Genomic DNA, 21,816 nt, shown 5'->3' on the forward strand with positions numbered 1-21,816 from the left:
AGCCACGTCATGGCCCACGTGCTCGGTCAGAACCAGTACGGCAAGGCGGAGAACCGCATCGTCCGGATCCACCGCGACTCCGCCCGGCACGAGATCAAGGACCTGAACGTCTCGGTCTCGCTGCGCGGCGAGTTCGACGACGTCCACCTCACCGGGTCCAACGCCAACTGCCTGCCCACCGACACCATCAAGAACACCGTCTACGCCTTCGCCAAGGAGTACGGCATCGAGTCGGCCGAGGCGTTCGGCATCCTCCTGGCCCGCCACTTCGTCGACGACACGGAGCGCGGCGTCGTGCACGGCGCCCGGATCCGGATCGAGGAGTACGCCTGGGAGCGGATCCGGTCGCGGGACGGCTCGGCCGGCTTCATCGGCTCGGAGGAGGAGGTGGAGGAGGAGAAGGAGGTGGAGGTGGGCCACTCCTTCGTCCGCAGCGGCCAGGAGGTCCGTACCAGCGAGATCGTCTACGACGGGGAAGCCGTCCGGGTCATCTCGGGCCTGAAGGACCTGGTCGTCATGAACTCCACCGACTCGGAGTTCTGGGGCTACATCAAGGACGACTACACCACCCTCGAGGAGGCGTACGACCGCATCCTCGCCACCCAGGTGACCGCCCGGTGGAAGTTCGGCCACAGCGGGCGGGACGGCGAGGCGCAGCCCGACTGGAACCGCTCCTACACCCAGGTGAAGCGGCACCTGCTGGAGGCCTTCGCCGAGACCTATTCCTACTCGCTGCAGCAGACGCTGCACGCGATGGGCACCCGGGTCCTCGACAACCGCGCCGAGGTGGACGAGGTCCGCCTCGAACTGCCGAACAAGCACCACTTCCTGGTCGACCTGGAGCCGTTCGGCCTCAGGAACGAGAACGAGGTCTACTACGCCGCGGACCGCATGTACGGCCTGATCGAGGGCACCGTGCACCGCGAGGGCGTCGTCCCGGTCATCCCGGTCACCTGACCTCCCCCACCAGGTGGACGCCGCCCGGAAGCGCCGCGCCAACCGGCCCTCGCGCTCCACTTGTCGTTCCGCTCCGAACAGCACCGGTCGTTCCACCCCGTGCTCCGCCTCGGGCAGCACTCCGCGCGGTTTCTGGCAGCAGCTGTCACCGCTCGTCGGCCTGGCACTCGGCACCCTGATCGCCTTCCCGCTGGGGCTGGCCACTTCGGCTCGGTACAGAACGCGAAGATCTTCGCGCTCCCCTCCCCGTTCCACTTCGGCGCGCCTCAGTTCGACGCCGCCGCGATCGTCTCGATGTGCATCGTCATGGTGGTCTCGATGGCCGGGTCCACCGCCGACATGCTCGCCCTCGGCCGGATCGTCGATCGCGAGGCGGACGAACCCACCCTCGCCGCCGGCCTGCGGGCGGACGGTCTGGCCACCGCGCTCAGTCCCGTCCTCAACGGCTTCGCCGCCAGCGCCTTCGCCCAGAACATCGGGCTGGTGGCGCTGACGAGGATCCGCAGCCGCTTCGTGGTCGCGGCCGGCGGAGGCATCCTGGTCCTACTGGGGCTGTTCCCCGTGCTGGGCTCGGTCGTCTCGCCGGTTCCGCAGCCCGTCCTCGGCGGCGCCGGGACCGTGCTCTTCGGCACGGTCGCGGCCAGCGGCATCCGCACACTCGCGGAGGCGGGCATGGAGTCCAACTCGCACACTGTCCTGGCGGCGGTCTCGCTCGGTGTCGGCATCATCCCGATCGCCGCGCCGACGTTCTACGACTCCTTCCCGGAGGGCCGCCCGGACCCTGCTGCACTCGGGGATCTCGGCCGGCTGCGTGATGGCCGCCCTGCTCAACCTGCTCTTCCACCACTTTGGCGCCGCCCGCCGACCCGGGTCCGGCCCGGCCTCCGGCGCGCCGGTTCCGGCGGCTCCGGTGGTTCCGGCGGCTCCGGTGGTTCCGGAAGTTCCGACGGCGAGACCGTCCTGACCGGTCCGGGGAGGGGCGTGCGCCGTGCGGCGTACGCTCCCTCCGGCCCTCCCCTAGGAGTCACACATGGCAGTCCAGCCCCCGCCCGGCGACCAGCGGATCGTGATCGAGAACGCCGCGATCGCCACCGTGGACACGAACGACACCGAGTACGCCCGCGGCCACGTCGTCATTCTCGGCAACACCATCGAGGCGGTGGGCGACGGCCCCGCCCCCGCATGGCTGGACGACGTGGTGCGCCGGATCGACGGCGAGGGCCACCTCGTCACCCCCGGCCTGGTCAACACCCACCACCACTTCTACCAGTGGATCACCCGTGGCCTGGCCCAGGACCACATCCTGTTCGACTGGCTGGTCGCCCTCTACCCGACCTGGGCGAGGGTCGACGAGAAGCTCGTGCACGCGGCCAGCCAGGGCTCCGCCGCCGCGCTGCTCAAGTCCGGCTGCACCACCGCGGCCGACCACCACTACGTCTTCCCCAAGGACGGCGGCGACGTCCTCGGCGCCTCCATCGAGGCCGTCCGGGAACTCGGCCTGCGCTTCACCGCCCTGCGCGGCTCGATGGACCGCTCCCGGAAGGACGGCGGGCTGCCGCCGGACCACGCCGTCGAGGAACCGGACGACATCCTGGCCGCGTCCGAGGCCGCCGTGGACCGGTACCACGACTCCTCCTTCGGCTCGATGCTGCACATCGCGGTGGCGCCGTGCTCGCCCTTCTCCGTCTCCACCGAGCTGCTCCGCCGGTCCGCCGAACTCGCCCGCCGCAAGGGCGTCCGGCTGCACACCCACGGCTCGGAGACGGCCGAGGAGGAACAGTTCTGCAGGGAGCTGTTCGGCATGGGGCCGACCGACTACTTCGAGTCGGTGGGCTGGCTCGGCGAGGACGTCTGGATGGCGCACTGCGTGCACATGAACGACTCCGACATCGCCAAGTTCGCCCAGACCGGCACCGGCGTCGCCCACTGCCCGTCCTCCAACGCCCGCCTGGCGGCCGGCATCGCCCGGGTGCCCGACATGCTCCGGGCCGGCGTCCCGGTCGGGCTCGGGGTGGACGGCGCCGCCTCCAACGAGTCCGGCGAACTGGGCACCGAGCTGCGCAACGCGCTGCTGATCAACCGGCTGCACGGCTCCCCCGCCGCGCTCACCGGGCGGCAGGCACTGCGCCTGGGCACCATGGGCGGCGCCCGGGTGCTCGGGCGGCAGGACGAGATCGGCTCGGTCGAGGCCGGCAAGCTGGCCGACCTGGCGCTGTGGAAGATCGACGGGATCATGCACTCGTCCATCGCCGATCCGGTCGCCGCGCTCACCTTCGGCGCACTGCCGCCGCTGTCGGTGCTGTTCGTCAACGGCAACGCGGTGGTCGAGAAGGGGCAGCTGACCACCGTCGACGAGGACCGGATCGCACGCGACTGTGCGCGGGCCGCCCGCGAGCTGGCGGCCCGTCCGGTCTGACACCCGCATCGGGCTCCGGGGTGTCCGGGGAGGGGGCGGACAGATGACGGCTGACAACTTTCGTCATCTGTTATCTGTTCATGGCCTTGGCCGTCGGGGCGACGAAGGCCACGAACCCGCCCCGGCGGCCTCGCTGGCTGCGGGAGACGGCGCGCCGGCCTACTGGAGCGCACCCTGCACGGGCGCAGCGTCCTCTACCGGCGCAGCGGGCCGGGGGACGACCTGGCGACGGGCGGTCGACGGATGACGGCGAACAGCCGACGGCCGACCGATGACGGATGACAGATGACAGATGACGAAAGTTGTCAGCTGCCATCTGTCATCCGTCGACTGTCAGCCGTCAGGCCGTTCGCCCCAGCGTGGCCAGATAGGCGCGCCAGCCGCCGTGATGGGTGATCTCGCGGTGGACGCCGCGCTCCACCTCGCCCCGGGCGAGCAGCATGGACAGGCACGCGGAGCCGTCCTCCAGCTCGATCACACCCAGCTCCAGTTCGCGCGGCTCGCCGGGGAGGATGGCGTCCCGCAGGTGTTCCAGGCTGATGTCGTACAGCTCGCCCTCGATCGCGGTGTCGACGGCGGGGTCGCGCAGGAGGCCGGGGCACACGTCGTCGATGGAGAAGAAGCGGTAGCCGGGCGCGGTCCGGGCCGGCCCGACCAGCGCGTCGGCGACCTTCGCGTGGAAGGGGCCGCCGACCATCGCCTGGCCGTTGAAGAAGATGCGTGCCATGGGTTCGACTCCTGTGCGGGAAAACGAGGGAGGCCGTTCCGTACGGGCGAAACGGAACGGGCCGGGCCGGCCGGGGGCTCAGCCCAGCAGGGGGAGCGCGGGGAGGGTCAGGAAGTCCACGAACTCCTCGGCCAGGGCGACCTGTTCGAAGAGCCGGGCGGCCTCGCACCAGCGGCCGGCGCCGTAGGCCTCCTCCCCCAGTTCGGCGCGGAGTTCGGCGAGCTCGGTGGCGACCAGGGCGCGGACCAGTTCGACGGTGGTCTTCTCGCCGGTGTCGGACAGCACGACCCCGTTGTGGATCCACTGCCAGATCTGCGAGCGGGAGATCTCGGCGGTGGCGGCGTCCTCCATCATGTTGAAGATGCCGACGGCCCCGAGTCCGCGCAGCCAGGCCTCGATGTAGCGGATGCCGACCTGGACGGCGTTGTGCAGCCCTGCGCGGGTGCACCTGCCGCCGGCGCCGGCGATGTCGAGCAGCTGGGCGGCGGTGACCGGTTCGGCCGGGCCGGGGTTGTCCTTCTGGTGGGGCCGCTCGCCGAGCACCGCGTCGAAGCAGGCCCGGGCGACGGGCACCAGGTCGGGGTGGGCGACCCAGGAGCCGTCGAAGCCGTTGCCGGCCTCGCGGTCCTTGTCCGCCTTGACCTTCTCCAGCGCGGCCGCGTTGACCTCCGGGTCGCGGCGGCTCGGGATGAACGCGGCCATGCCGCCGATCGCGTGGGCGCCGCGCCGGTGGCAGGTCTGCACCAGCAGCCGGGTGTAGGCGGCCATGAACGGCGAGGCCATGGTGACGCTGTTGCGGTCGGGCAGGATGTAGTGCTCGCCGGCGTCGCGGAAGTTCTTGACGATCGAGAACAGGTAGTCCCAGCGTCCGGCGTTGAGGCCGGCCGCGTGGTCGCGCAGCTCGTGGAGGATCTCGTCCATCTCGAACGCGGCGGTGATGGTCTCGATCAGGACGGTCGCCCGGATCGTGCCGTGCGGGATGCCGAGTTCGGCCTGGGCGTGGGTGAACACGTCGTTCCACAGCCGGGCCTCGAGGTGGCTCTCGGTCTTCGGCAGGTAGAAGTACGGGCCGGAGTTGGGGTCCTCGGCGCCCTTGGCCAGCAGCCGGGCGGCGTTGTGGAAGAAGTAGAGGCCGAAGTCGACGAACGCGCCGGCCATCGGAGTGCCGTCGACCAGCAGGTGGTTCTCGTCCAGGTGCCAGCCGCGCGGGCGGACCACGACGGTGGCGAGTTCGGCGGCGGGCTTGAGGGTGTAGGCCTTGCCCGCGGCGCTGGTGAAGTCGATCCGGCCCTCGAAGGCGTCGATCAGGTTGAGCTGGCCGCCGATCACGTTCTCCCAGGTCGGCGAGGTGGCGTCCTCGAAGTCCGCGAGCCAGATCCGCGCCCCGGAGTTGAGCGCGTTGACGACCATCTTGCGGTCGGTCGGGCCGGTGATCTCGACCCGGCGGTCCTGGAGCGCGCGGGGTGCCTCGGCGACCTTCCAGTCCGCGGCCCGGACCGAGGCGGTCTCGGGGAGGAAGTCCAGAGTCCCGGCGGCGGCGATCTCGGCGCGGCGGGCCTTCCGCCGGGCCAGCAGCTCCTGTCGGCGCCCTTCGAAGGCGCGGTGGAGTCCGGCGACGAAGGCGGTCGCCTCCGCGGTGAGCACCTCCTCCGACCGATGGACGCGAGGACCGGCGACGGTGACGACCGGAGCGGCGGGGGAGGAACCGACGGACCCCTGATCTGCAGCCATGAGCAGGACACTCCTAAGACGGTTGAGCCTGGCGAGGGAGCTCCGGCAGGAACTTCCTCGGGGAACTTCCGCGATCGGCACCCGCCGGCCGGCGGGGTTCGATTCTGTAAGGTGGAGACTAGTTTCCGCGATACAGAATTTCAACGATTTGTTGAAGAGTTCGCCGGGAATCCGCTCCTCCCCGACAGTGAAGGAAACACCGGTGGCCGCGACCCCCGACTCAGCATCGACGACAGGCGCGGACCGCGCGAGCGGCGGCGTGCAGTCCGTCGAGCGCGCCTTCCAGCTCCTGGAGGCGCTGGCCGACTCCGGCGGCGTGGCCACCCTCAGCGAGCTCTCCACCAGTTCCGGCCTCCCGATGCCGACCATCCACCGGCTGGTTCGTACCCTCGTCCAGCAGGGCTATGTCCGTCAGGACACCGCGCGCCGCTACACCCTCGGCCCCCGGCTGATCCGGCTCGGCGAGACGGCCGGCCGCCTGCTGGGCAGCTGGGCCCGCCCCTACCTGGCCGAACTCATGGAGGCCACCGGCGAGACGGCCAACCTGGCGGTGCTGGAGGGCGGCGAGGTGGTGTACGTCGGGCAGGTGCAGTCGCGCCGCTCGATGCGGATGTTCACCGAGGTCGGCCGACGGGTCCAGCCGCACTGCACCGGCGTCGGCAAGGCGCTGCTCGCCCAGCTGCCCGAGGACGAGGCCCGCGCCGTCCTCGGCCCCAACCCGCTGCCCGCGCACACCGAGTACACGGTCACCGACCCGCAGGAGCTGATGCGCCAGCTCGCCGAGGCCCGCGACCGCGGCTACGTGGTCGACGACCAGGAGCAGGAGATCGGCGTCCGCTGCATCGCGCTCGCCGTCCCGGGCGCGCCGACGCCCACCGCGCTCTCGGTCTCCGGACCGGAGGCCCGGATCCGCGCCCTGGAGGAGCAGGACGGGGACGCCTCCCTGGTGCCGGTGATGCACCAGATCGCGACCCGGCTGGGGCAGGTCCTCGCCCCCTGACAACCCGTCAACCCCAGTTGCCGGCCGACCCGGTCGGGACGGCGCGCCCGTCATCCGTTCGAGCGGACGGCGGGCGGGTTGCCACCGGGCTCCGGCGACGGCTCCGCCACCCTGGTGCCGACGCGGCCCGCAACGGCGCGGGCGGCCGGGACGCGAGGGCAGGGTGAGCGGGGATGGAGCAGCAGCACCGGGACGCGTGGGAGGCCGCACCGGGCGGCGGGGTACGCGATGCCGACGTTCGAGGCGAGGACGCGCGAGGCGAGGACGTGCGGGGTGACGGCGCGCGGGGTGACGGCGCACGGCATGGCAGCGCACGGCGCGTCGCGGGCGGCCGCGGGTTCGGCGGGGCCGGGCTGGTCGCGGCCGTGGCGGCGGGGTGCGCGGTGACGGTGCTGGCCGGCGACCCGTCCTGGGCGCTGCGCCGGCCTGAGCCCCGGCCCGCGGTGGAGGTCCTCGCGACGGGTACACCGTCCACCCTGCCCGCGCCGGCGACTCCCGGGGCCTCCACCCTGCCGGCACCGGCGACTCCCGGGGTCTCCACCCTGCCCGCGCCGGCGACGCCTGGGGTCTCCACCCTGCCGGCACCGGCGACTCCCGGGGTCTCCACCCTGCCCGCACCGGCGACACCGGGGGCGAAGCCAGGAGCGGGTTCCGGGTCCGACGCCGGGTCCGGAACGTCCGGGGCCTCCACGCTGCCCGCGCCCGCCGTCGCGCGGCCGTCCGCCTCCGACCTGGAGGTGGTCCGGTCGGACCCGGACGCGGCGACACCCGGCGGCACCACGACCGTCCGCGCCTTCGCCGGCAACGGCGGCCCGGAGAGCACCGCCTCCCCGTTCACGGTCCTGGTCAGCCTGCCGGAGGGGGTCAGCCCCGAGGGCCCGTTCTTCCCGTCCGACTGCCAGGTGACGGGCCACGGCCGCGTGGTGCGCTGCGTGTTCGGGCCCGGGCTGCGGGAGGGGCGCAGCGCGACCGCCCTCATCCCGGTCCGGCTCGACCCGGAGTTGCCGGCGGGCAGGCTGAGCGGCGGCTCGGTCACGGTGCGCAGCGCGGACGACCGGAACGAGGGCAACAACCGGCAGCCGTTCGACATCACGGTGGTCGAGACGGCTGCCGGTTCCTGAGTCACGTGGCCCGGTCGGCAGGGGTGGCCCTGTCGACCGGGCGACGGTGATCGGGGAGTTCCGCTGCGGCGCGGGGTGGACCGGTCGCGATCAACGACGCTGCACGGCAGTTGAGTTGATCGGTTTTCCCGACTCAGCTCAGCCAGGCGTTGACCTGGCTCGCCGCGTCCGGTGCCCAGGCGAGCTTCAGGTGGTTGAGGCCGGTGAGCAGCCGGGTGCCGCCGACCGTCGCGATGCCGGTGGTGTCCAGCGCGCTCGCGGTGAAGACCAGGCCGTCGCTCGGCCCGCGGCCCTCGTTGAGCACGCCCGGGATGTCGGCGGACCCGCCCGCCAGCAGGTAGGTGCGTACCGAGGCCGGAATGCCGGCCTGCCGGAGCGGGGCGATCAGCGAGCCCGCGTCGATCGCCGCCTGGATGCCCTGGCCGGAGGTGTAGAAGCCCTGGCCTCCGTAGTAGGTGGTCCACCAGTCCTGCGCGGTGGTGTCCACCCCGTAGGTGCCGTCCCAGCGGGCGAGCAGCTGGCGCTGGCCCGGGTAGCAGTCGTAGCCGCCGCTCGGCAGCACCCCGAGGCAGGGCTGCGCGGTGTACGTGCCGTAGCAGGTCATGTAGAGGTGCGGGGACGGCGCGTTGGCGGTGCCGCCGCAGGCCGGCCAGGTGACCAGGTCGAAGTCCCAGCCGTGCGCGTACACGTAGTCGAGCCCGCCGTGCGGACCGCCGAGGGTGATCAGCCGACGCACGTCGCCCGCGTACGCCCTCCCCCAGGAGGGCTTCACCGAGGACACGTACGCCCGGGCGGCGACCTCGCCCTTGCTCCAGGCCACCACGTCGACCTGGGGGACCCCGAGCCGGGACCGGATCAGTGCGACGGCGTCGCCGACGGCCTGTGCCTGGAGCAGGTTGTCTCCGTGCTTGTGGGCGAAGCCGATCGCGAAGACCCGGCGGCCGTTGCCGGCGAGGTACTGGGCGAGCCCGGTCGACGGGCAGCTTGCGGCGCCGCAGGTGCCGCTCTCCCCCGGGTTCGCCCAGGCGCGGTCGGCGTTGTCGTTGGCGCCGTGGACCAGCAGGACGGGGGTGGCCTGGCTGCCGGTGTCCCAGCCGGCGGCGGAGTACAGCAGGAAGCGGGCGGAGGAGGGCCGGGCGGTGCCGAAGTACGTCCGGCGGGCTCCGTCCTGGTCGCCGCGGCCGTCGGAGGGGAACTGCTCGGCACCGAAGCCGGGGGTGGTGTCGAGGTAGCGCTCGACCTTGGCCCAGCCGTTGCCGGGGGTGGGGAAGGTGGCTTCCAGGGTGAGGGGGGCCGTGGCCGTGACCTGGGCCGTGCCCGCCTGGGCGGCGGTGGGGGTGCCGAGGAGGGCGGCGGCCAGGGTCAGCAGCACGGCGGTGAGGGCGGTGGGGACGCGCCTCCTGCCGGGGCGCGTGGTCGGGCTGGGGCGTGTGGGGGTACGTCTCATGGCCGGACGGTAGGACCGGCGCGCGGCCCTGCCCATGTGCCGGTCGCACACCCGGGCGACCGCGCGGTGGCGGACCGTACCGTGGCGAGTGCCTGACCGACTGCGCCCGGTCGGATAAATTGGACGTCGGCCATCATCCGCCGTGCACAAGAGCGGCGAGCCCGACCGGGTGCTCGCCACGACCTGACAGAGACGAGGACCCGCCCCACCATGACCGCGCCCCTGCCCGCCTTCGCCGGCCGTACCTACCTCTTCCGGGCCGACAACGGCGCGGCCTTCCGCAACACCTACTCGGCCGACGGCACGCGGCTGCGCTGGGAGGGCCTCGGCGAGTCCGCGGGCCAGTGGGAGGACGTGCGGCTGCACGTCGCCGAGGTCGCGCCGGAGATCTACTTCGTCAGCTGGACGGAGCAGAGCGGGATCACCGTCAGCCATGTGATGGACCTCGGCAAGCTGACGGTCCGCGCCTTCTGGACCTTCGAGGGCGAGGGCGGCCGGGTCGGCGAGCTGCACACCGGGACGCTGGAGCGGGTGGCCTGAGCGGCGGGACCGCCGCGCTGTCGGAGCCGTACGGCCGCGGAACGAGCTGTACGAGCCGATCCGCCCGAACGGCCCGGTCCGATTGAACGACCCGGCCCGACCGGACGGCCCGGTCCGACTGAACGACCGGACCCCCGGGGCCGCTGCTCCGGGGGTCCGGTCGTCCGGGTTCATGCCGCCTGGTTCGGCACCTTGAGGTGCTGGGACAGCCACTCCAGCGAGGAGGGCAGCAGGGCGCTCCAGGTCTCGAAGTTGTGGCCGCCGTTCTCCAGCATGCTGTACGAGACCTTCATCGGGCTCTGCACCGCGTCGACGAAGGCCTCGGTCTCCTGCCGGTAGTTGCCGTCGCCCTTCTTGGTGCCGGCCAGCAGCACGGACACCTTCGGCTGCGGCAGGTTCTTCAGCCGCCAGAACAGGTTGGCCTCGTCGCGGCGCTGCTTGCTGCCGCCGAAGAGGTCGCCCGTGGTCGGGTCGTCGGCGGCGTCGTAGTAGGCGGAGAGGGCGACGGCGGTCGGGAAGACGTCCGGGTGGCGCATGGCCAGCTTGAGCGCGCAGTAGCCGCCGGTCGAGTTGCCCATGAACGCCCAGGCCTGCGGGTCGGTGGAGACCCGGAAGCTGGCCTGGATCGCCGAGGGGACGTCCTTGGTGAAGTAGGTGTCGGACTGCGGGCCGTTCGGGACGTCCTCGCACTCGGTGTCCTGCGGCATCGCGGGCGAGGGGCGCACCAGGACCATGACGGTCGGCTGCATCCGCCCTTCCTGCAGCAGCTTGAGCGCGGCGCCCGGGTAGTTGAAGCGGGTGATCAGATTCTCGGCGATTCCTGGGAATCCGGTGCTGACGATCACCGCCGGGAACTGCTTCTGGGCGTACTGCGGCTGGAAGTACTGCGGGGGCAGGTAGACGTAGCCCTCGGTGGACAGCCGACTGACCGCGCCGTCGATCCGGATCTTGCGGATCTCGCCGGACTGGGCGGGCTCGCGGCCCATCGCGCCGCCGCCCTTGACCGAGGCCTGGCCCATCGTCTCCACCATCAGCCGGCCGGAGGCGTCCGCCTTGTTGTGGATGACTACCGGGCCGGTGTCGCCGGTGCCCAGCAGGTCGTCCCAACTGCTGTAGAAGGCGAAGTAGTTGTTGGCGACCAGGCCGAGCGCGGCGAGCACCGCGAGCTGGGTGGCGAGCAGGGCACCGATCCGGCCGAGTACCGCCTGCCAGGTCCTCTTCGCGAGCCTGGGCCACAACCAGACCGTGCCGACCATCATCACGACCGCGATCAGTGCGGTCAACGCCAGCACCTTGTGGCTTGTCAGACCCATGTCCTGCTTGCTCCCACGCCTCGAACTCCAGTCCCCTCCGCTGGGGACATCCGAGGAGGTCACCCCGGTTCCCCCGCCGGGGCGCGAGGAACAACCCTAACGCCGGCTGGGAGGAAGCTGATCGCGGCTGGGAGGTTACGGGGAGAGGGGCGAACAGATGACAACTTTCAGATGACAGATTTCGAAAGTTGTCACCTGAACTCTGTCAGCCGACATCTGTCGCCCGCAATCTGTCGCCTGCCATCTGTCATCTGTCGTCCGCCACCGACCGCCGGGCCGCTGTCACCCGCCGGCTCAGCCACCCACCCCGTCCGCCCCGCCCACCCCGTCCGCCACCCGCTCCCAGAGCCGCAGCCCCGCCGTGAGCTCGCGCATGCAGCGCGCACCGAGGTCCTGCGGGGAGCCGGGGCCGGCGAGGGCCGCGCCGGAGGAGGCCCATTGCTCCAGGGCCACCCGGATCGCCGCGGTCGCGGCGGCGGCTGCCAGCCGGATCTCCAGCGGGTCGGTGCCGTCCGGGCAGCGCTCGGTGAGGGCGACCCGCAGCCGCTCCTCCGAGTCGGCGTGGACGCGCTGCCAGGTGGCGCTCAGCTTCGGGTCGCGCAGCAGGCCGCGGGCCCACTGCATCATCTCGACCCGCCCCTCGTCGGCCGGGGTCAGCGAGGCGACCGCCGCGCGCTCCAGCGCCTCCCGCAGCGGCAGGTCCGCGGGGCTCGCCGCGAACAGCTCCACCCACTCCTGCCCGCCCGCCGCGAGCAGCGGGGCGACGGCGTCCTCCTTGACGGAGAAGTACCGGTAGAAGGTGCGCAGCGAGATGCCCGCGGCGACGGCGATCTCCTCCGCGGTGGTCGCCTCCGCTCCCCGCTCGGCGAAGAGCGCGGCGGCGGCGCGGGCGATCTCCAGCCGAGTGGCCTCACGGCGGCGCTGGGTCAGGGTCGGGCGTCCGGTCACGGGGCCAGCCTACGCGGGCGAATGCCAAGGAGACACGCCGCGACTTGGTGGCACGTCACGCCGGATCAGCACGAATGGACTTTTTGGCACGACGTGCCGCTAAGGCGTACCGTGTCAATCGGGATCGAAAGACCGCGAACGAACGGAGACCACCATGGAGCGCTTCAACGGACGGAACGTCCTGATCACCGGCGGCGGCTCGGGCATCGGCCAGGCCACCGTGCACCGGATCCTCGCCGAGGGCGGGAACGTCGTCGCCGCCGACGTCAACGAGGACGGCCTGAAGAAGACCCTGGACCGCGCCACCGCGGAGGGCACCGCGGACCGCCTGACCATCCAGGTGCTGGACATCTCGGACGAGGCGGCCGTCGTCGCGGGCGTCGCCGAGGCGATCTCCGGCCTGGGCGGTCTGGACGTGCTGGTCAACGCGGCCGGCATCCTCCGCTCCGCGCACACCCACGAGACCAGCCTGGAGTTCTGGAACAAGCTCCTCGCGGTGAACCTGACCGGAACCTTCCTGATGACCCGTGAGGCGCTCCCCGCGCTGCTCGCCGGCGGCAAGGGCGTGGTGGTCAACTTCAGCTCCACCTCCGCGGGCTTCGCCCACCCCTACATGGCCGCGTACGCCGCGACCAAGGGCGGCATCCAGTCCTTCACCCACGCCATCGCCTCGGAGTACTCGAAGCAGGGCCTGCGCGCGGTCTGCGTCGCACCGGGCAGCATCGACAGCGGCATGACCCACAACCCGGGCCTGCCCGCCGACGCCGACCTCAGCCTGCTGGCCAAGCTCTCCCCCGCCCTCGGCCAGGGCTTCGCCGGCCCGGAGACGGTGGCCGGCGTGATCGCCATGCTCGCCTCCGACGACGGCGCCTTCGTCACCGGCACCGAGCTCCGCATCGACGGCGGCACCCACATGTGACCGGTCGGTCGACCCGTCGGTCCGATGGGAGGTGGGGCCTGTGCCGTCCCCCGTACGGCACAGGCCCCGCCTTGGTGTTCCCTCCACGCCGCCTCCGCCGCGGCGGCCGCCGTCACCGCAGGGGCTTCGCCAGGAGTGCTTCCCGGGTGACCCCGTCGGCGAGCAGGTCACCGCGCTCCGCGAGCCGGGCGAAGCCGTGGCGGCGGTAGAGGGCGAACGCGGCTTCGTTGCCGGGCAGGACGGCGAGGCGCAGCGTGGTGCCGCCGCTGTCCCGGGCCCAGCGCTCGACCTCCTCGACGAGCCGGTCGGCGACACCCCGGCCGCGCGCCCGCGGAGCCACCCAGAGCGAGCGCAACTCCCGTACGCCGTCCGGCGATCCGGGGAGGCCGCCGACCAGACCGACCGGATCGCCGTCCAGGAGCGCCGCGACGTGGTGGGCGCCCGGGACGCGGAGCCGGTCACGCCAGCGGTCCTCGCCGCCCCGGTGCCAGTCGGCGAGGCCCGCCTTGAAGGCGTCCGGCGCGTCGGTGAGGGCGGCGAGGCGGAGCTCCCGCCAGAGCGGCCAGTCGGCGGTCGTCAGGGTCCTGAGCGTCGGCGTCACCATGTGCGGGCACCGTAGAGGGCGCACCCGACGGCTGTCAGCCCGGTTCCGCCGCGGCGGCCCGGATGCCTCACGGCGTGCGCCAGTCGGCGGCGAAGGCGGCCGCCGGGTTGGTGGTGAGGAGCAGTTCGAGCAGTTCGGGGCCGTGGCTGCGGGCGAGGCGCGGGGCGAGCTCGGTGAGCAGGCGGACCGGACCGCCAGCCGCGCGGGCGGTCCGGGTGGTGGTGTCGGCGCCAAGGAGCAACCGGTGGGCGTGCCCCTCCTCGACCAGGTCGGCGATCACTTCGAAGGCGTCGTGGTCGCCGGGGTGGCCGGCCCGGGAGGGGCAGTCGAGGGCGAGGTGGACGCCCTCGGCGGCCAGGGCACGGTGCAGCGCGCGGTCGGGCAGCCGGGTGAGGTGGCCGAGGATGATCCGGTCGGGCCGGACGCCGTGCCGACCGTGCAGCTGGTCCAGGATCCAGTGCGGCGCGCCGTCGGCTTCGAGGTGGACGGCGATCGGCGCGCCGGTGGCGTGGTGGGCTTCGGCGGCCGCGGCCAGCGTCCACCGGGTGTGCCGGCCGGCGGGCCCCGGGTCGCCCGCGACCTTGATCAACCCGGCCCGGACCCCCTCGGGCGCGCCGGGCAGACCGGTGGTGAGTTCGGCGACGAAACGTTCCGCGAGGTCGGCGTACGAGCCGGGGCGCTCCGCCGCCTCCGTCTGCGCCTCGTCGGACTCGGGAAAGAAGCCCGGCGCGTAGTGAACCGCCTGGTGCGCGCCGGTGGCGGCGACGACGTGCACGCCGGTCGTACGGGAGAGCGCAGCGAGGGAGTCCGCGCCCCGGCCCAGGCCGAGCGGGGTCCACTGGACGAAGGCGCGGCCACCGGCGGCGGCGTAGGCACGCAGAACGTCTTCGGCCGCGTCCGGGTCATCCAGCTCCTGGCCGGGGAGCAGCGGGCTGCGGATGAAGAGGTGGTCGTGGGAGTCGGTGACCCCGAGGGCGGTGGGGTCCAGGTCGCCGAGGACCGTACGGACGGTACGGCTCATGCCTCGGCCTCGGCGGTGGCGGCGTCCGTGATGGCGGTCTCGGCAGCGGCCCCCGTGGTGGTCTCCGTGGCGACGGTCTCCGTGGCGACGGCCTCCGTGGCGACGGCCTCCGTGGTGGTCTCCGTGGCGTCGGTCTCGTCGTCGGAGGCGGCGGCGGTCGCGGCGGGGCTCTCCGCGAAGGTGGCGGCGGCGACGCGCAGACCGGCCAGCGCCTTGGGGAGACCAACGTACGGGGCGAGACCCACCATGACTTCGGTGATCTCCACTTCCGTCAGGCCGATCCGCCGGCTGTAGCGGACGTGGTCGGCGAGCTGCGGCTCGACGCCGCCGAGGGCGGTGAGGGCGGCCAGGTTGGCGATCTGGCGGTCGCGCAGGGCGAGGCCGGGGCGCTGGTAGATGCCGCCGAAGAGGCCGGTGACGATCCAGTCGGGGAAGCCGGGGGCGAGGGCGTCCAGGCTACCGAGGGTGGCGGCGGCGCCCCGGCCGGCGAGGTCGGCGAGCAGGGCGCGGCCGGCCGCGCGGTCGAGCGGGGCCTCGGTGAGGTTGATGAGATCGGTGCCGCCTGGGCCGGCGGGAGCAGTCGCGGGGGACATCGGGGCGGTGGGTCCTTTCACCAGTGGCGGCCGGCCGGCAGCCGGTCGAGTTCGGGGCGGGACAGGTGCAGCACCTGGTACCGGATGCCGGGCACGTCCTCGGGCGCCGGGCCGTGCCAGAGGGCGAAGCTCAGCAGTTCCCAGCGGCTCGGGTCGACGGCCACGGCGGCGGTGTGCAGGGCCGGGTGCGCGGGCAGCTCGGCGATGGCCCGTTCGACGGCCTCGGCCGGGTCGGCGGATTCCGGCAGTCGTACGGTCTCGCGGGTGGCGGTGGTCGGCGGCCCGGCCGTCTCGGCCGCTCGTACCGGTCCTTCCGGTCCTACCGGTCCCGCCGACGCTGCCGACGCCGCAGGCACTGCCGACGCGCCGTGCACCAGGCCCGCGCCGAGCCAGTGCCGGACGGCGGGGCGGCCGAAGTCCGCACTCAGACCGCGGAAGCCCGGCCCCCAGAGGAAGCCGTTCATGCCCTCGGCGGTGCGCCAGAGGTAGAACGGGGCGTACTGGTTGACGGGTGAGCCGTGCCGGCCGCGCTCGCGGACCAGGTAGGCCTTGAGGCCGAGGCCCGGATGGGCGTCGAGCAGGTGCCCCTTGTCGGCGACCCGCCGGCGGATGACGCCCATGTCGTAGTCGGCGGGGAGGGTGATCTCGTACTGCATGGCGTGCACGGCATGGCTCCTCGGGGTCGACGGGCAGGTTGTCCCACGGGCTGCTCGTCCGGCGGGCAGGTTGACCGACGGACGGGCTCGGGGCGTCAGGCCGTGCGGTGTGCGGCGAGCAGACCGAGGGCGCCGCGGACGGCCCGGTCGAAGGGCTCGGCGCTGTCGGCGGCGCGGGCCAGGACGTAGCCGCCCTGGACGACCGCGACCACGGCGGCGGCCGTGTCGGCCGGGTCGAGGGCGGGGGCGAACTCGCCGGCCGCCTGGCCTTCGGCGATCAGTCCGGCGATCCGGCCGCGCAACCAGTCGAAGGTCTCCTCGACGGGCGCGCGCAGGTGTGGGTCCGCGACCACGTCCGGATCCTGGGCCATCCGGCCGATCCGGCAGCCGCGCAGGACGTCGCGGTCGCGGCGCAGGTAGGCGGCGATCCGGTCGTGGGCGGTACCGGGGACGGCGAGGTCGGCCTCGGCGACGCCCCGCATCTGCTCGGCGCTGCGGCGCAGAGCGGCGGCGGCGAGGTCGGGTTTGCCGGCGAAGTGGTGGTACATGCTGCCCTGGCCGACCCCGGAGCGCTGCTGGATGGCCTTGGGGCTGGTGCCGACGTAGCCGCGCTCCCAGAGGAGGTCCTGGGTGCTCTCGATGAGGCGGTCCTGGGTGCTCATGCCGAGCACTGTACATACCAGTAGGTACAGAAGCCAGTGCGGACCCCGCCCGGACTCTCGACGGATCTCCCCGGCGTCTCCCCGGCGTCTCCCTCGGGGCATCTTCGGGTCCGCCGAAGGGCCCGCGCGGAGCATCCTCGGGCTCACCGCACGGCCTCCGCAGGGCCCGCCGTAGGCCTGGCCGCGGGCCCCTCCGCCGCAGGCGGGACGATCGAGGGCCGTGCGCCGCCCCCCGGCGGCCACGGCCCCTCGACCGTTCGTCATCCCCCGCACCGCCGAGCGGCATTCCGGCGCGCCAGGTGGCGCGCGTCACGTCACGGACGGTGGTCGGCATCACGCCGCGTAGGGGGTGCACGGCGCAATGCGCGGGCGGGCGCCGGAGCCGCGCGGCTAGGACAGCGCGCGGCGGATCTCGGGCGCCACCTCGCTTGCGAACAGCTCCAGTTGCTCGCGCTGCGCCTCCTCGGTGAGCGCGTCCACCCCGATGCCGACCACCTCGTTGCCGAACGCCTCGTGGTAGCGGTGGATCTTCTCGATCACCTGCTGCGGGCTGCCGACGAGCGCCGAACCTCGCTCCAGAGCGTCCTCGAGCGACGTGAACGGCGAGTTGTTGTGTCGACCGGCGGCCGAGTCGAACAGCGCGTTCCAGTACGGGCGGAAGCCCTCGACGGCGTCCTGCGAGCGCTTGGCCACGTACAGTCCGCCGAAGCCCGCGCCCACCCTGGCCCGCGCCGGGTCGTGCCCGTAGTGCTCCCAGCGCTCGCGGTAGTGCTCGACCAGCGCCCGGTACTTCTCCAGCGGATGGAAGGAGTTGGCGGAGAAGAGCGGGTCGCCGTGCCGGGCCGCGAGGTCGGTGGACCGCGTGCTGGTCGCGCTGCCGTGCCACACCGGGATCGGGTCCTGGAGCGGGCGCGGCCAGACGGTGGCGTCCGTGAGCGGCGGACGGGTCGAACCCTCCCAGGTCACGCTCTCCTCACGCCAGAGCTCGCGCAGCAGGCCGTAGTTCTCGGCGAGCGCCTCCCACTGGCGCTCCTCGGGGAGCCCGAACAGCCCGAAGTGCCGCGGGTCGTTGCCCTTGCCGACGATCAACTCAAGGCGGCCCTCGGAGAGTTGGTCGAGCATCGCGTAGTCCTCGGCCACCCGGACCGGGTCGAGGACGCTGAGCACCGTCACCGCGGTGAACAGCCGGATGGTGGAGGTGCGGGCAGCGATCGCGCTGAGCAGCAGGGGCGGTGCCGGGGAGAGGAACGGCTCGCCGTGTCGCTCCCCCACGCCGTAGCCGTCGTAGCCGAGTTGCTCGGCGAGGACCGCCTGGTCGACGACGTTGCGCAGCTTCTGTTGTGGGGTGCGTCGGACGCCGGTGACCGGGTCGGGGGCGTTGGCGACGAGGGACGAGACGGTGAACCGCACGGCGGGTCTCCTTGGGCGCTCGGGTCGGACTCGGTCGGGCTCGGGTCGGACTCGGTCGGGCTCGGCTCGGGTCGGGCCGGTCCGGGGGACGGGTCGGGGAAGGGTCCGCCCGGGGACGTGCTGGGCGGAGCCGGGGCCGGGGGCCGGGGGCCGGGGTGAGCCGTGCGGAGGCCGGGAAGCCGGTGCGTGGTCCGGCGCCGCGGTCTCACGGCCGCACCGGCGGCGTGGCTGACGGGGCGGGCGGCGGGCCGCTCGGGGCGGCAGGGCGCGCGGGGGCGTCAGCGGTCGGTGCCGCGGTGGCGGCGACAACAGCGGCGGGCTGCGGCGGCGGTCACGGTCCGGACTGCCATCTCGCCTCCCCCTCGCCTCGCGCGCACACGATCCGCGGCGAGCATAGGCACCGACCGGGAACGGGGGCAAGGGCCCGCTCCGCCGCGGCCGGCTGGCAAGATGTCCGGCATGAGCTACCTCGCCGCCGATGACCGCTACGACTCGATGACCTACCGGAAGGCCGGCCGCAGCGGTGTCCAGCTGCCCGCCGTCTCGCTCGGGCTCTGGCACAACTTCGGTGACGCCCAGCCGCTGGAGGTGCAGCGGGCGGTGCTGCGCCGGGCCTTCGACCGGGGTGTCACCCACTTCGACCTGGCGAACAACTACGGCCCGCCGTACGGCAGCGCCGAGCGCAACTTCGGCTACCTGTTCGCCCAGGACTTCCGGCCGTACCGGGACGAGCTGTTCATCGCCACCAAGGCCGGCTGGGACATGTGGCCCGGCCCGTACGGCAACGGCGGCAGCCGCAAGTACCTGCTGGCCAGCCTCGACCAGTCGCTGGACCGGATGGGGCTGGACTACGTGGACGTCTTCTACTCGCACCGGCACGACCCGGACACCCCGATCGAGGAGACGATGGGGGCGCTCGACAGCGCGGTGCGCTCCGGCAAGGCGCTGTACGCCGCGATCTCCAACTACCCGGCGGAGCAGCACCGGGAGGCGGCGGCGATCCTGCGCGAGCTGGGGACACCGGTACTGCTGAACCAGTCGGCGTACTCGATCCTCAACCGGTACGTGGAGGACGCCGGCGTGCTGGACGCGGTGGGCGACACCGGGACCAGCCTGATCGCCTACTCGCCGCTGGCGCAGGGGTTGCTGACCGACCGCTACCTGTCCGGGGAGGTGCCGGCGGGCTCGCGGATGTCGGTCGGGAAGTTCCTCACCGAGGAGGCGCTGACCGGGCCGAAGCTGGAGCAGCTGCGGGCGCTGGCCGAGGTCGCCGAGCGGCGCGGGCAGACGCTGGCGCAGCTGGCGCTGTGCTGGGTGCTGCGGGATCCGCGGGTGGTCTCGGTGATCATCGGCGCGAGCAGCGTGGCCCAACTGGACCAGAACCTCGACGCGCTGGCCGGCGGGCCGCTGACGGCGGAGGAGCTGGCGGAGATCGACCGGCTGAGCCGCTGAGAGGGCGCGGCGCCTGCGGTCGGGTGACGGCTGGCAGGTGACGGCTGACGATCGACAGCTGACAGGTTTCGAAATCTGTCAGCTGTCATCTGTTATCCGTTATCCGTCACTTGTCACCTGCCAGCCGTCGGGCATCAATCGTTCGGCGCCGACCGCTTGATGCCCAGGGCAGGCAGAACCGTTTCTGCAACCCGGTGAGCCTCCTCCAGCAGCGGATTGCCCGAGAGGATGAAGGTGTCGACGCCCAGCGCCTCGAACTCCTGCAGGCGCTCGATCACCTGGGCCGTCGATCCGACCACAGCCGTGCCGGGGCCCGGGCGGAACAGGCTCATCCCCGGCCAGAGGTTGGGGTAGGCCTCCAGCTCCCGGGCCCGCGCCGGCACCTTGCCGCCGTGCTGGCGGAACTGCCGCTGCCAGCCGACCCCGTCCTCCCCCTTCGCCCCGCCCAGCTGACGCGCGTACGTGGCCTCGCTGGTGACGTCCAGCAGCCGGTCGGCGGCCGCCCAGGCCTGGTCCTCGGTGTCGCGGACGATCAGGTGCAGCCGCAGCCCGATCCGCAGGCTCCGGCCGTGGGCGGCGGCGCGCTCGCGGACCAGGTCCAACTTCGCCTTGAGCAGGTGCGGCGGCTCGCCCCAGGTCAGGTAGACGTCCACGTGCCGGGCGGCCATCTCGATGCCGGCCGCCGAACTGCCGCCGAACCAGAGCGGGATGCCGCCGGGCTGCACCGGAGCCAGCTCGCGCAGGCTCGCGCCCGCGTCCTTCAGTTCGTAGAACTCTCCCTTGTGGTCGAACACTTCGCCTGCGGTGAGGCGCTTGACGATCGACCAGTACTCTCCGCTGAGCCGGTACCGGTCGTCGTGCCCGACGTTCAGTCCGTACTCGCGCAGCTGCGCGGTCGAACCGTTCACCACGTTGAAGCGCAGCCGACCGCCGTGCAGGTGGTCGAAGCTGAGCGCCATCTTGGCCAGCAGGGTGGGCGAGACCAGACCGGGGTGGACGGCCAGCAGCGGTTTGAAGGCCGGGGTGGTGGCGGCGGCGAGTGCGCTGCCGAGGGTCCAGACGTCGTACAGGTCGGTCGCGAGCAGCGCGCCGGTGTAGCCCAACCGCTCGACGCTGCCCGCGAGTTGTTGGAGGTAGCGGAGGTCGACCGGGCGGCGCCCGGCCGGTTCCCAGGGGTACTGCCCCTCGCGCGGGATGATGTACCAGAGGACTTCGGAGGCCACGGCTCAGACCGCCTTCGCGAGCGCGGCGGCCACCGGGGCCTCCAGCGCGGGGAGGTGGGCGTCGGCGACGGTCAGCGCCCGGTCGACGAAGCCCGCGCCGTGGAAGATGTCCGCGGCCTCCTGCTGTTCGGCGATGAACGCGGCGGTGGCGGGCTCCAGTCGCCAGGGCAGTGCGACCAGCGCGGCCTGCCAGTCGGCGGCCGTGCCGCCCAGTTCCTCGGCGGCGATCGCGGCGGCCTCGGCCGGGTGGGCGGCCGCCCAGTCGTCCGCCCGGCGCAGTGCGGTCGCGATCGCGGCGACGACCTCGGGGCGCCCGGTCGCGAAGTCCCGGCGGGTGAAGAACACCGAGCGGTCGGTGATGACGTCGGCAGTGCGGACCAGTTCGCGGAACTCGCCGGTGCGGCGGGCGGCGGCGAGTTCGGCGCCCTGGGCGATCCAGCCGGCGATCTCGCCGTCGCGCAGCCGCCGGGCCTGGTCCTCGCCGGCTCCCGGGCGCACCGGGGTGACATCGTCGCCGTACGAAAGTCCCTGCGCGTGCAGGGCCTTGGCGAGCAGGTGCGTCTGCCATGAGCCCACGGCGAGGACGACAGTGGCGCCCTTGAGGTCGGCGACCGTCCGCACCGGGCCGGAGTCCAGCACCAGCAGGGCGCCGTGGTCCGGGCGGGGTGCGGAGACCGCCGCGTAGACCAGGTCGTGGCCGGCCGCCTGGGCGGTGATCGGCGGGGTGGAGCCGGTGCCGCCGAAGTCGATGACGCCCTCGGCGAGCAACGTTCCGGTGCGGGTGCCGTCCGTGTAGTGGTGGAAGGCGCCGGTCTCACCGAGCGGCGCCAGTTCCTCGTCAAGGTACGGGAGTCGGGCGAGGTAGTAGAGCGAGGGGTTGCTGGCGTGGACGCCGAGGGTGACGGTCATCTGGTCAACTCCGGTGGGGCGGGCTTGGTTTGTCGGATGTCGGAGAATGCGGCGGGACGCGGGGGGGGTTCGGTGGTACACGGACGTGAGTGAACGTCAGTGGATGTCGGTGGGCGTCCGTGGGCGTCGGTAGGCGTCGGTGGGCGTCCGTGGGCGTCGGTGGGCAT

General features: G+C 72.9%; 20 protein-coding genes and 1 pseudogene. 8 read left to right on the top strand and 13 right to left on the bottom strand.

Going from position 1 to position 21,816, the window contains the following annotated elements; translation table 11 throughout:
• Nucleotides 1–9 precede the first annotated feature (9 nt).
• From pucL to ACWDBB_RS08580, 3 genes and pseudogenes are all read left to right on the top strand, one after another.
• A complete protein-coding gene (pucL, locus tag ACWDBB_RS08570; protein WP_449788845.1) occupies nt 10–957 on the top strand; it encodes a factor-independent urate hydroxylase in 948 nt (315 codons plus the stop codon).
• 124 nt (nt 958–1,081) lie between these two features.
• A pseudogene (locus ACWDBB_RS08575) lies at nt 1,082–1,921 on the top strand (solute carrier family 23 protein); the annotation flags it as partial.
• Between the two features lie 66 nt (nt 1,922–1,987).
• Nucleotides 1,988–3,373 carry an 8-oxoguanine deaminase gene (locus ACWDBB_RS08580; RefSeq protein ID WP_449788846.1) on the top strand — a complete coding sequence of 462 codons (1,386 nt, stop codon included), beginning with the start codon at nt 1,988–1,990 and terminating at the stop codon, nt 3,371–3,373.
• 340 nt (nt 3,374–3,713) lie between these two features.
• On the opposite strand, the gene ACWDBB_RS08585 is transcribed toward ACWDBB_RS08580, so the two are convergent.
• Both ACWDBB_RS08585 and aceB read right to left on the bottom strand, forming a co-directional pair.
• Nucleotides 3,714–4,100 (bottom strand): allophanate hydrolase-related protein, encoded by a 387-nt coding sequence (locus ACWDBB_RS08585; protein WP_449788847.1) that lies wholly within the window; start codon nt 4,098–4,100, stop codon nt 3,714–3,716.
• Between the two features lie 78 nt (nt 4,101–4,178).
• Nucleotides 4,179–5,831: a malate synthase A gene (gene aceB / locus ACWDBB_RS08590; protein ID WP_449788848.1), complete on the bottom strand. Its 1,653-nt coding sequence runs from the start codon at nt 5,829–5,831 to the stop codon at nt 4,179–4,181.
• 202 nt (nt 5,832–6,033) lie between these two features.
• Here aceB and ACWDBB_RS08595 point away from each other — a divergent pair, with 202 nt between their 5' ends.
• Nucleotides 6,034–6,831, top strand: a complete 798-nt coding sequence (locus ACWDBB_RS08595) for an IclR family transcriptional regulator (RefSeq protein WP_449788849.1) — start codon at nt 6,034–6,036, stop codon at nt 6,829–6,831.
• A 173-nt stretch (nt 6,832–7,004) separates the two neighbouring features.
• Entirely contained in the window at nt 7,005–7,952 is a 948-nt protein-coding gene (locus ACWDBB_RS08600; RefSeq protein WP_449788850.1) for a hypothetical protein, read from the top strand.
• A gap of 133 nt (nt 7,953–8,085) precedes the next feature.
• Here ACWDBB_RS08600 and ACWDBB_RS08605 read toward each other — a convergent pair whose 3' ends face one another.
• A complete protein-coding gene (locus tag ACWDBB_RS08605; protein WP_449788851.1) occupies nt 8,086–9,399 on the bottom strand; it encodes an esterase/lipase family protein in 1,314 nt (437 codons plus the stop codon).
• A 210-nt stretch (nt 9,400–9,609) separates the two neighbouring features.
• Between ACWDBB_RS08605 and ACWDBB_RS08610 the strand changes: the two genes are divergently transcribed.
• Nucleotides 9,610–9,939 (top strand): MoaF-related domain-containing protein, encoded by a 330-nt coding sequence (locus ACWDBB_RS08610; RefSeq protein ID WP_224275159.1) that lies wholly within the window; start codon nt 9,610–9,612, stop codon nt 9,937–9,939.
• A gap of 170 nt (nt 9,940–10,109) precedes the next feature.
• On the opposite strand, the gene ACWDBB_RS08615 is transcribed toward ACWDBB_RS08610, so the two are convergent.
• Nucleotides 10,110–11,252, bottom strand: coding sequence for an alpha/beta hydrolase (locus tag ACWDBB_RS08615; RefSeq protein WP_449788852.1), 1,143 nt, complete (start codon nt 11,250–11,252; stop codon nt 10,110–10,112).
• Nucleotides 11,253–11,546: 294 nt separating this feature from the next.
• Nucleotides 11,547–12,200: a TetR family transcriptional regulator gene (locus ACWDBB_RS08620; protein WP_449788853.1), complete on the bottom strand. Its 654-nt coding sequence runs from the start codon at nt 12,198–12,200 to the stop codon at nt 11,547–11,549.
• A 154-nt stretch (nt 12,201–12,354) separates the two neighbouring features.
• Between ACWDBB_RS08620 and ACWDBB_RS08625 the strand changes: the two genes are divergently transcribed.
• Nucleotides 12,355–13,119 carry an SDR family NAD(P)-dependent oxidoreductase gene (locus tag ACWDBB_RS08625; protein ID WP_449788854.1) on the top strand — a complete coding sequence of 255 codons (765 nt, stop codon included), beginning with the start codon at nt 12,355–12,357 and terminating at the stop codon, nt 13,117–13,119.
• A 112-nt stretch (nt 13,120–13,231) separates the two neighbouring features.
• On the opposite strand, the gene ACWDBB_RS08630 is transcribed toward ACWDBB_RS08625, so the two are convergent.
• The 6 genes from ACWDBB_RS08630 to ACWDBB_RS08655 all read right to left on the bottom strand — a co-directional run bounded on the left by ACWDBB_RS08630 (nt 13,232) and on the right by ACWDBB_RS08655 (nt 18,065).
• Nucleotides 13,232–13,723, bottom strand: coding sequence for a GNAT family N-acetyltransferase (locus tag ACWDBB_RS08630; RefSeq protein ID WP_449788855.1), 492 nt, complete (start codon nt 13,721–13,723; stop codon nt 13,232–13,234).
• A gap of 67 nt (nt 13,724–13,790) precedes the next feature.
• A complete protein-coding gene (locus tag ACWDBB_RS08635) occupies nt 13,791–14,744 on the bottom strand; it encodes a phosphotriesterase family protein (RefSeq protein ID WP_449788856.1) in 954 nt (317 codons plus the stop codon).
• Nucleotides 14,741–15,337, bottom strand: a complete 597-nt coding sequence (locus ACWDBB_RS08640) for a carboxymuconolactone decarboxylase family protein (RefSeq protein ID WP_449788857.1) — start codon at nt 15,335–15,337, stop codon at nt 14,741–14,743. Before ACWDBB_RS08640 ends, ACWDBB_RS08635 begins: the two co-directional genes overlap by 4 nt.
• A gap of 17 nt (nt 15,338–15,354) precedes the next feature.
• The gene (locus ACWDBB_RS08645; protein WP_449788858.1) at nt 15,355–16,002 is read right to left on the bottom strand and encodes a DUF4865 family protein; all 648 of its coding nucleotides are present in this window, start codon (nt 16,000–16,002) and stop codon (nt 15,355–15,357) included.
• An 86-nt stretch (nt 16,003–16,088) separates the two neighbouring features.
• Entirely contained in the window at nt 16,089–16,655 is a 567-nt protein-coding gene (locus ACWDBB_RS08650) for a TetR/AcrR family transcriptional regulator (protein WP_449788859.1), read from the bottom strand.
• A gap of 390 nt (nt 16,656–17,045) precedes the next feature.
• Entirely contained in the window at nt 17,046–18,065 is a 1,020-nt protein-coding gene (locus tag ACWDBB_RS08655) for an LLM class flavin-dependent oxidoreductase (RefSeq protein WP_449788860.1), read from the bottom strand.
• A 459-nt stretch (nt 18,066–18,524) separates the two neighbouring features.
• Here ACWDBB_RS08655 and ACWDBB_RS08660 point away from each other — a divergent pair, with 459 nt between their 5' ends.
• Nucleotides 18,525–19,517: an aldo/keto reductase gene (locus ACWDBB_RS08660; RefSeq protein WP_449788861.1), complete on the top strand. Its 993-nt coding sequence runs from the start codon at nt 18,525–18,527 to the stop codon at nt 19,515–19,517.
• Between the two features lie 134 nt (nt 19,518–19,651).
• Here ACWDBB_RS08660 and ACWDBB_RS08665 read toward each other — a convergent pair whose 3' ends face one another.
• The gene (locus ACWDBB_RS08665) at nt 19,652–20,740 is read right to left on the bottom strand and encodes an LLM class flavin-dependent oxidoreductase (protein WP_449788862.1); all 1,089 of its coding nucleotides are present in this window, start codon (nt 20,738–20,740) and stop codon (nt 19,652–19,654) included.
• Between the two features lie 3 nt (nt 20,741–20,743).
• Nucleotides 20,744–21,649 (bottom strand): ABC transporter substrate-binding protein, encoded by a 906-nt coding sequence (locus ACWDBB_RS08670; protein ID WP_449788863.1) that lies wholly within the window; start codon nt 21,647–21,649, stop codon nt 20,744–20,746.
• Nucleotides 21,650–21,816: the final 167 nt, after the last annotated feature.

Source organism: Kitasatospora sp. NPDC001095, assembly GCF_053598615.1.

Bases quoted from the DNA above. Each gene is read 5' to 3' on its own strand.
- pucL (WP_449788845.1), top strand. From the start codon at position 10: ATGGCCCACGTGCTCGGTCAGAACCAGTACGGCAAGGCGGAGAACCGC.
- ACWDBB_RS08580 (WP_449788846.1), top strand. From the start codon at position 1,988: ATGGCAGTCCAGCCCCCGCCCGGCGACCAGCGGATCGTGATCGAGAAC.
- ACWDBB_RS08585 (WP_449788847.1), bottom strand. From the start codon at position 4,100: ATGGCACGCATCTTCTTCAACGGCCAGGCGATGGTCGGCGGCCCCTTC.
- aceB (WP_449788848.1), bottom strand. From the start codon at position 5,831: ATGGCTGCAGATCAGGGGTCCGTCGGTTCCTCCCCCGCCGCTCCGGTC.
- ACWDBB_RS08600 (WP_449788850.1), top strand. From the start codon at position 7,005: ATGGAGCAGCAGCACCGGGACGCGTGGGAGGCCGCACCGGGCGGCGGG.
- ACWDBB_RS08605 (WP_449788851.1), bottom strand. From the start codon at position 9,399: ATGAGACGTACCCCCACACGCCCCAGCCCGACCACGCGCCCCGGCAGG.
- ACWDBB_RS08610 (WP_224275159.1), top strand. From the start codon at position 9,610: ATGACCGCGCCCCTGCCCGCCTTCGCCGGCCGTACCTACCTCTTCCGG.
- ACWDBB_RS08615 (WP_449788852.1), bottom strand. From the start codon at position 11,252: ATGGGTCTGACAAGCCACAAGGTGCTGGCGTTGACCGCACTGATCGCG.
- ACWDBB_RS08625 (WP_449788854.1), top strand. From the start codon at position 12,355: ATGGAGCGCTTCAACGGACGGAACGTCCTGATCACCGGCGGCGGCTCG.
- ACWDBB_RS08630 (WP_449788855.1), bottom strand. From the start codon at position 13,723: ATGGTGACGCCGACGCTCAGGACCCTGACGACCGCCGACTGGCCGCTC.
- ACWDBB_RS08635 (WP_449788856.1), bottom strand. From the start codon at position 14,744: ATGAGCCGTACCGTCCGTACGGTCCTCGGCGACCTGGACCCCACCGCC.
- ACWDBB_RS08640 (WP_449788857.1), bottom strand. From the start codon at position 15,337: ATGTCCCCCGCGACTGCTCCCGCCGGCCCAGGCGGCACCGATCTCATC.
- ACWDBB_RS08650 (WP_449788859.1), bottom strand. From the start codon at position 16,655: ATGAGCACCCAGGACCGCCTCATCGAGAGCACCCAGGACCTCCTCTGG.
- ACWDBB_RS08660 (WP_449788861.1), top strand. From the start codon at position 18,525: ATGAGCTACCTCGCCGCCGATGACCGCTACGACTCGATGACCTACCGG.
- ACWDBB_RS08670 (WP_449788863.1), bottom strand. From the start codon at position 21,649: ATGACCGTCACCCTCGGCGTCCACGCCAGCAACCCCTCGCTCTACTAC.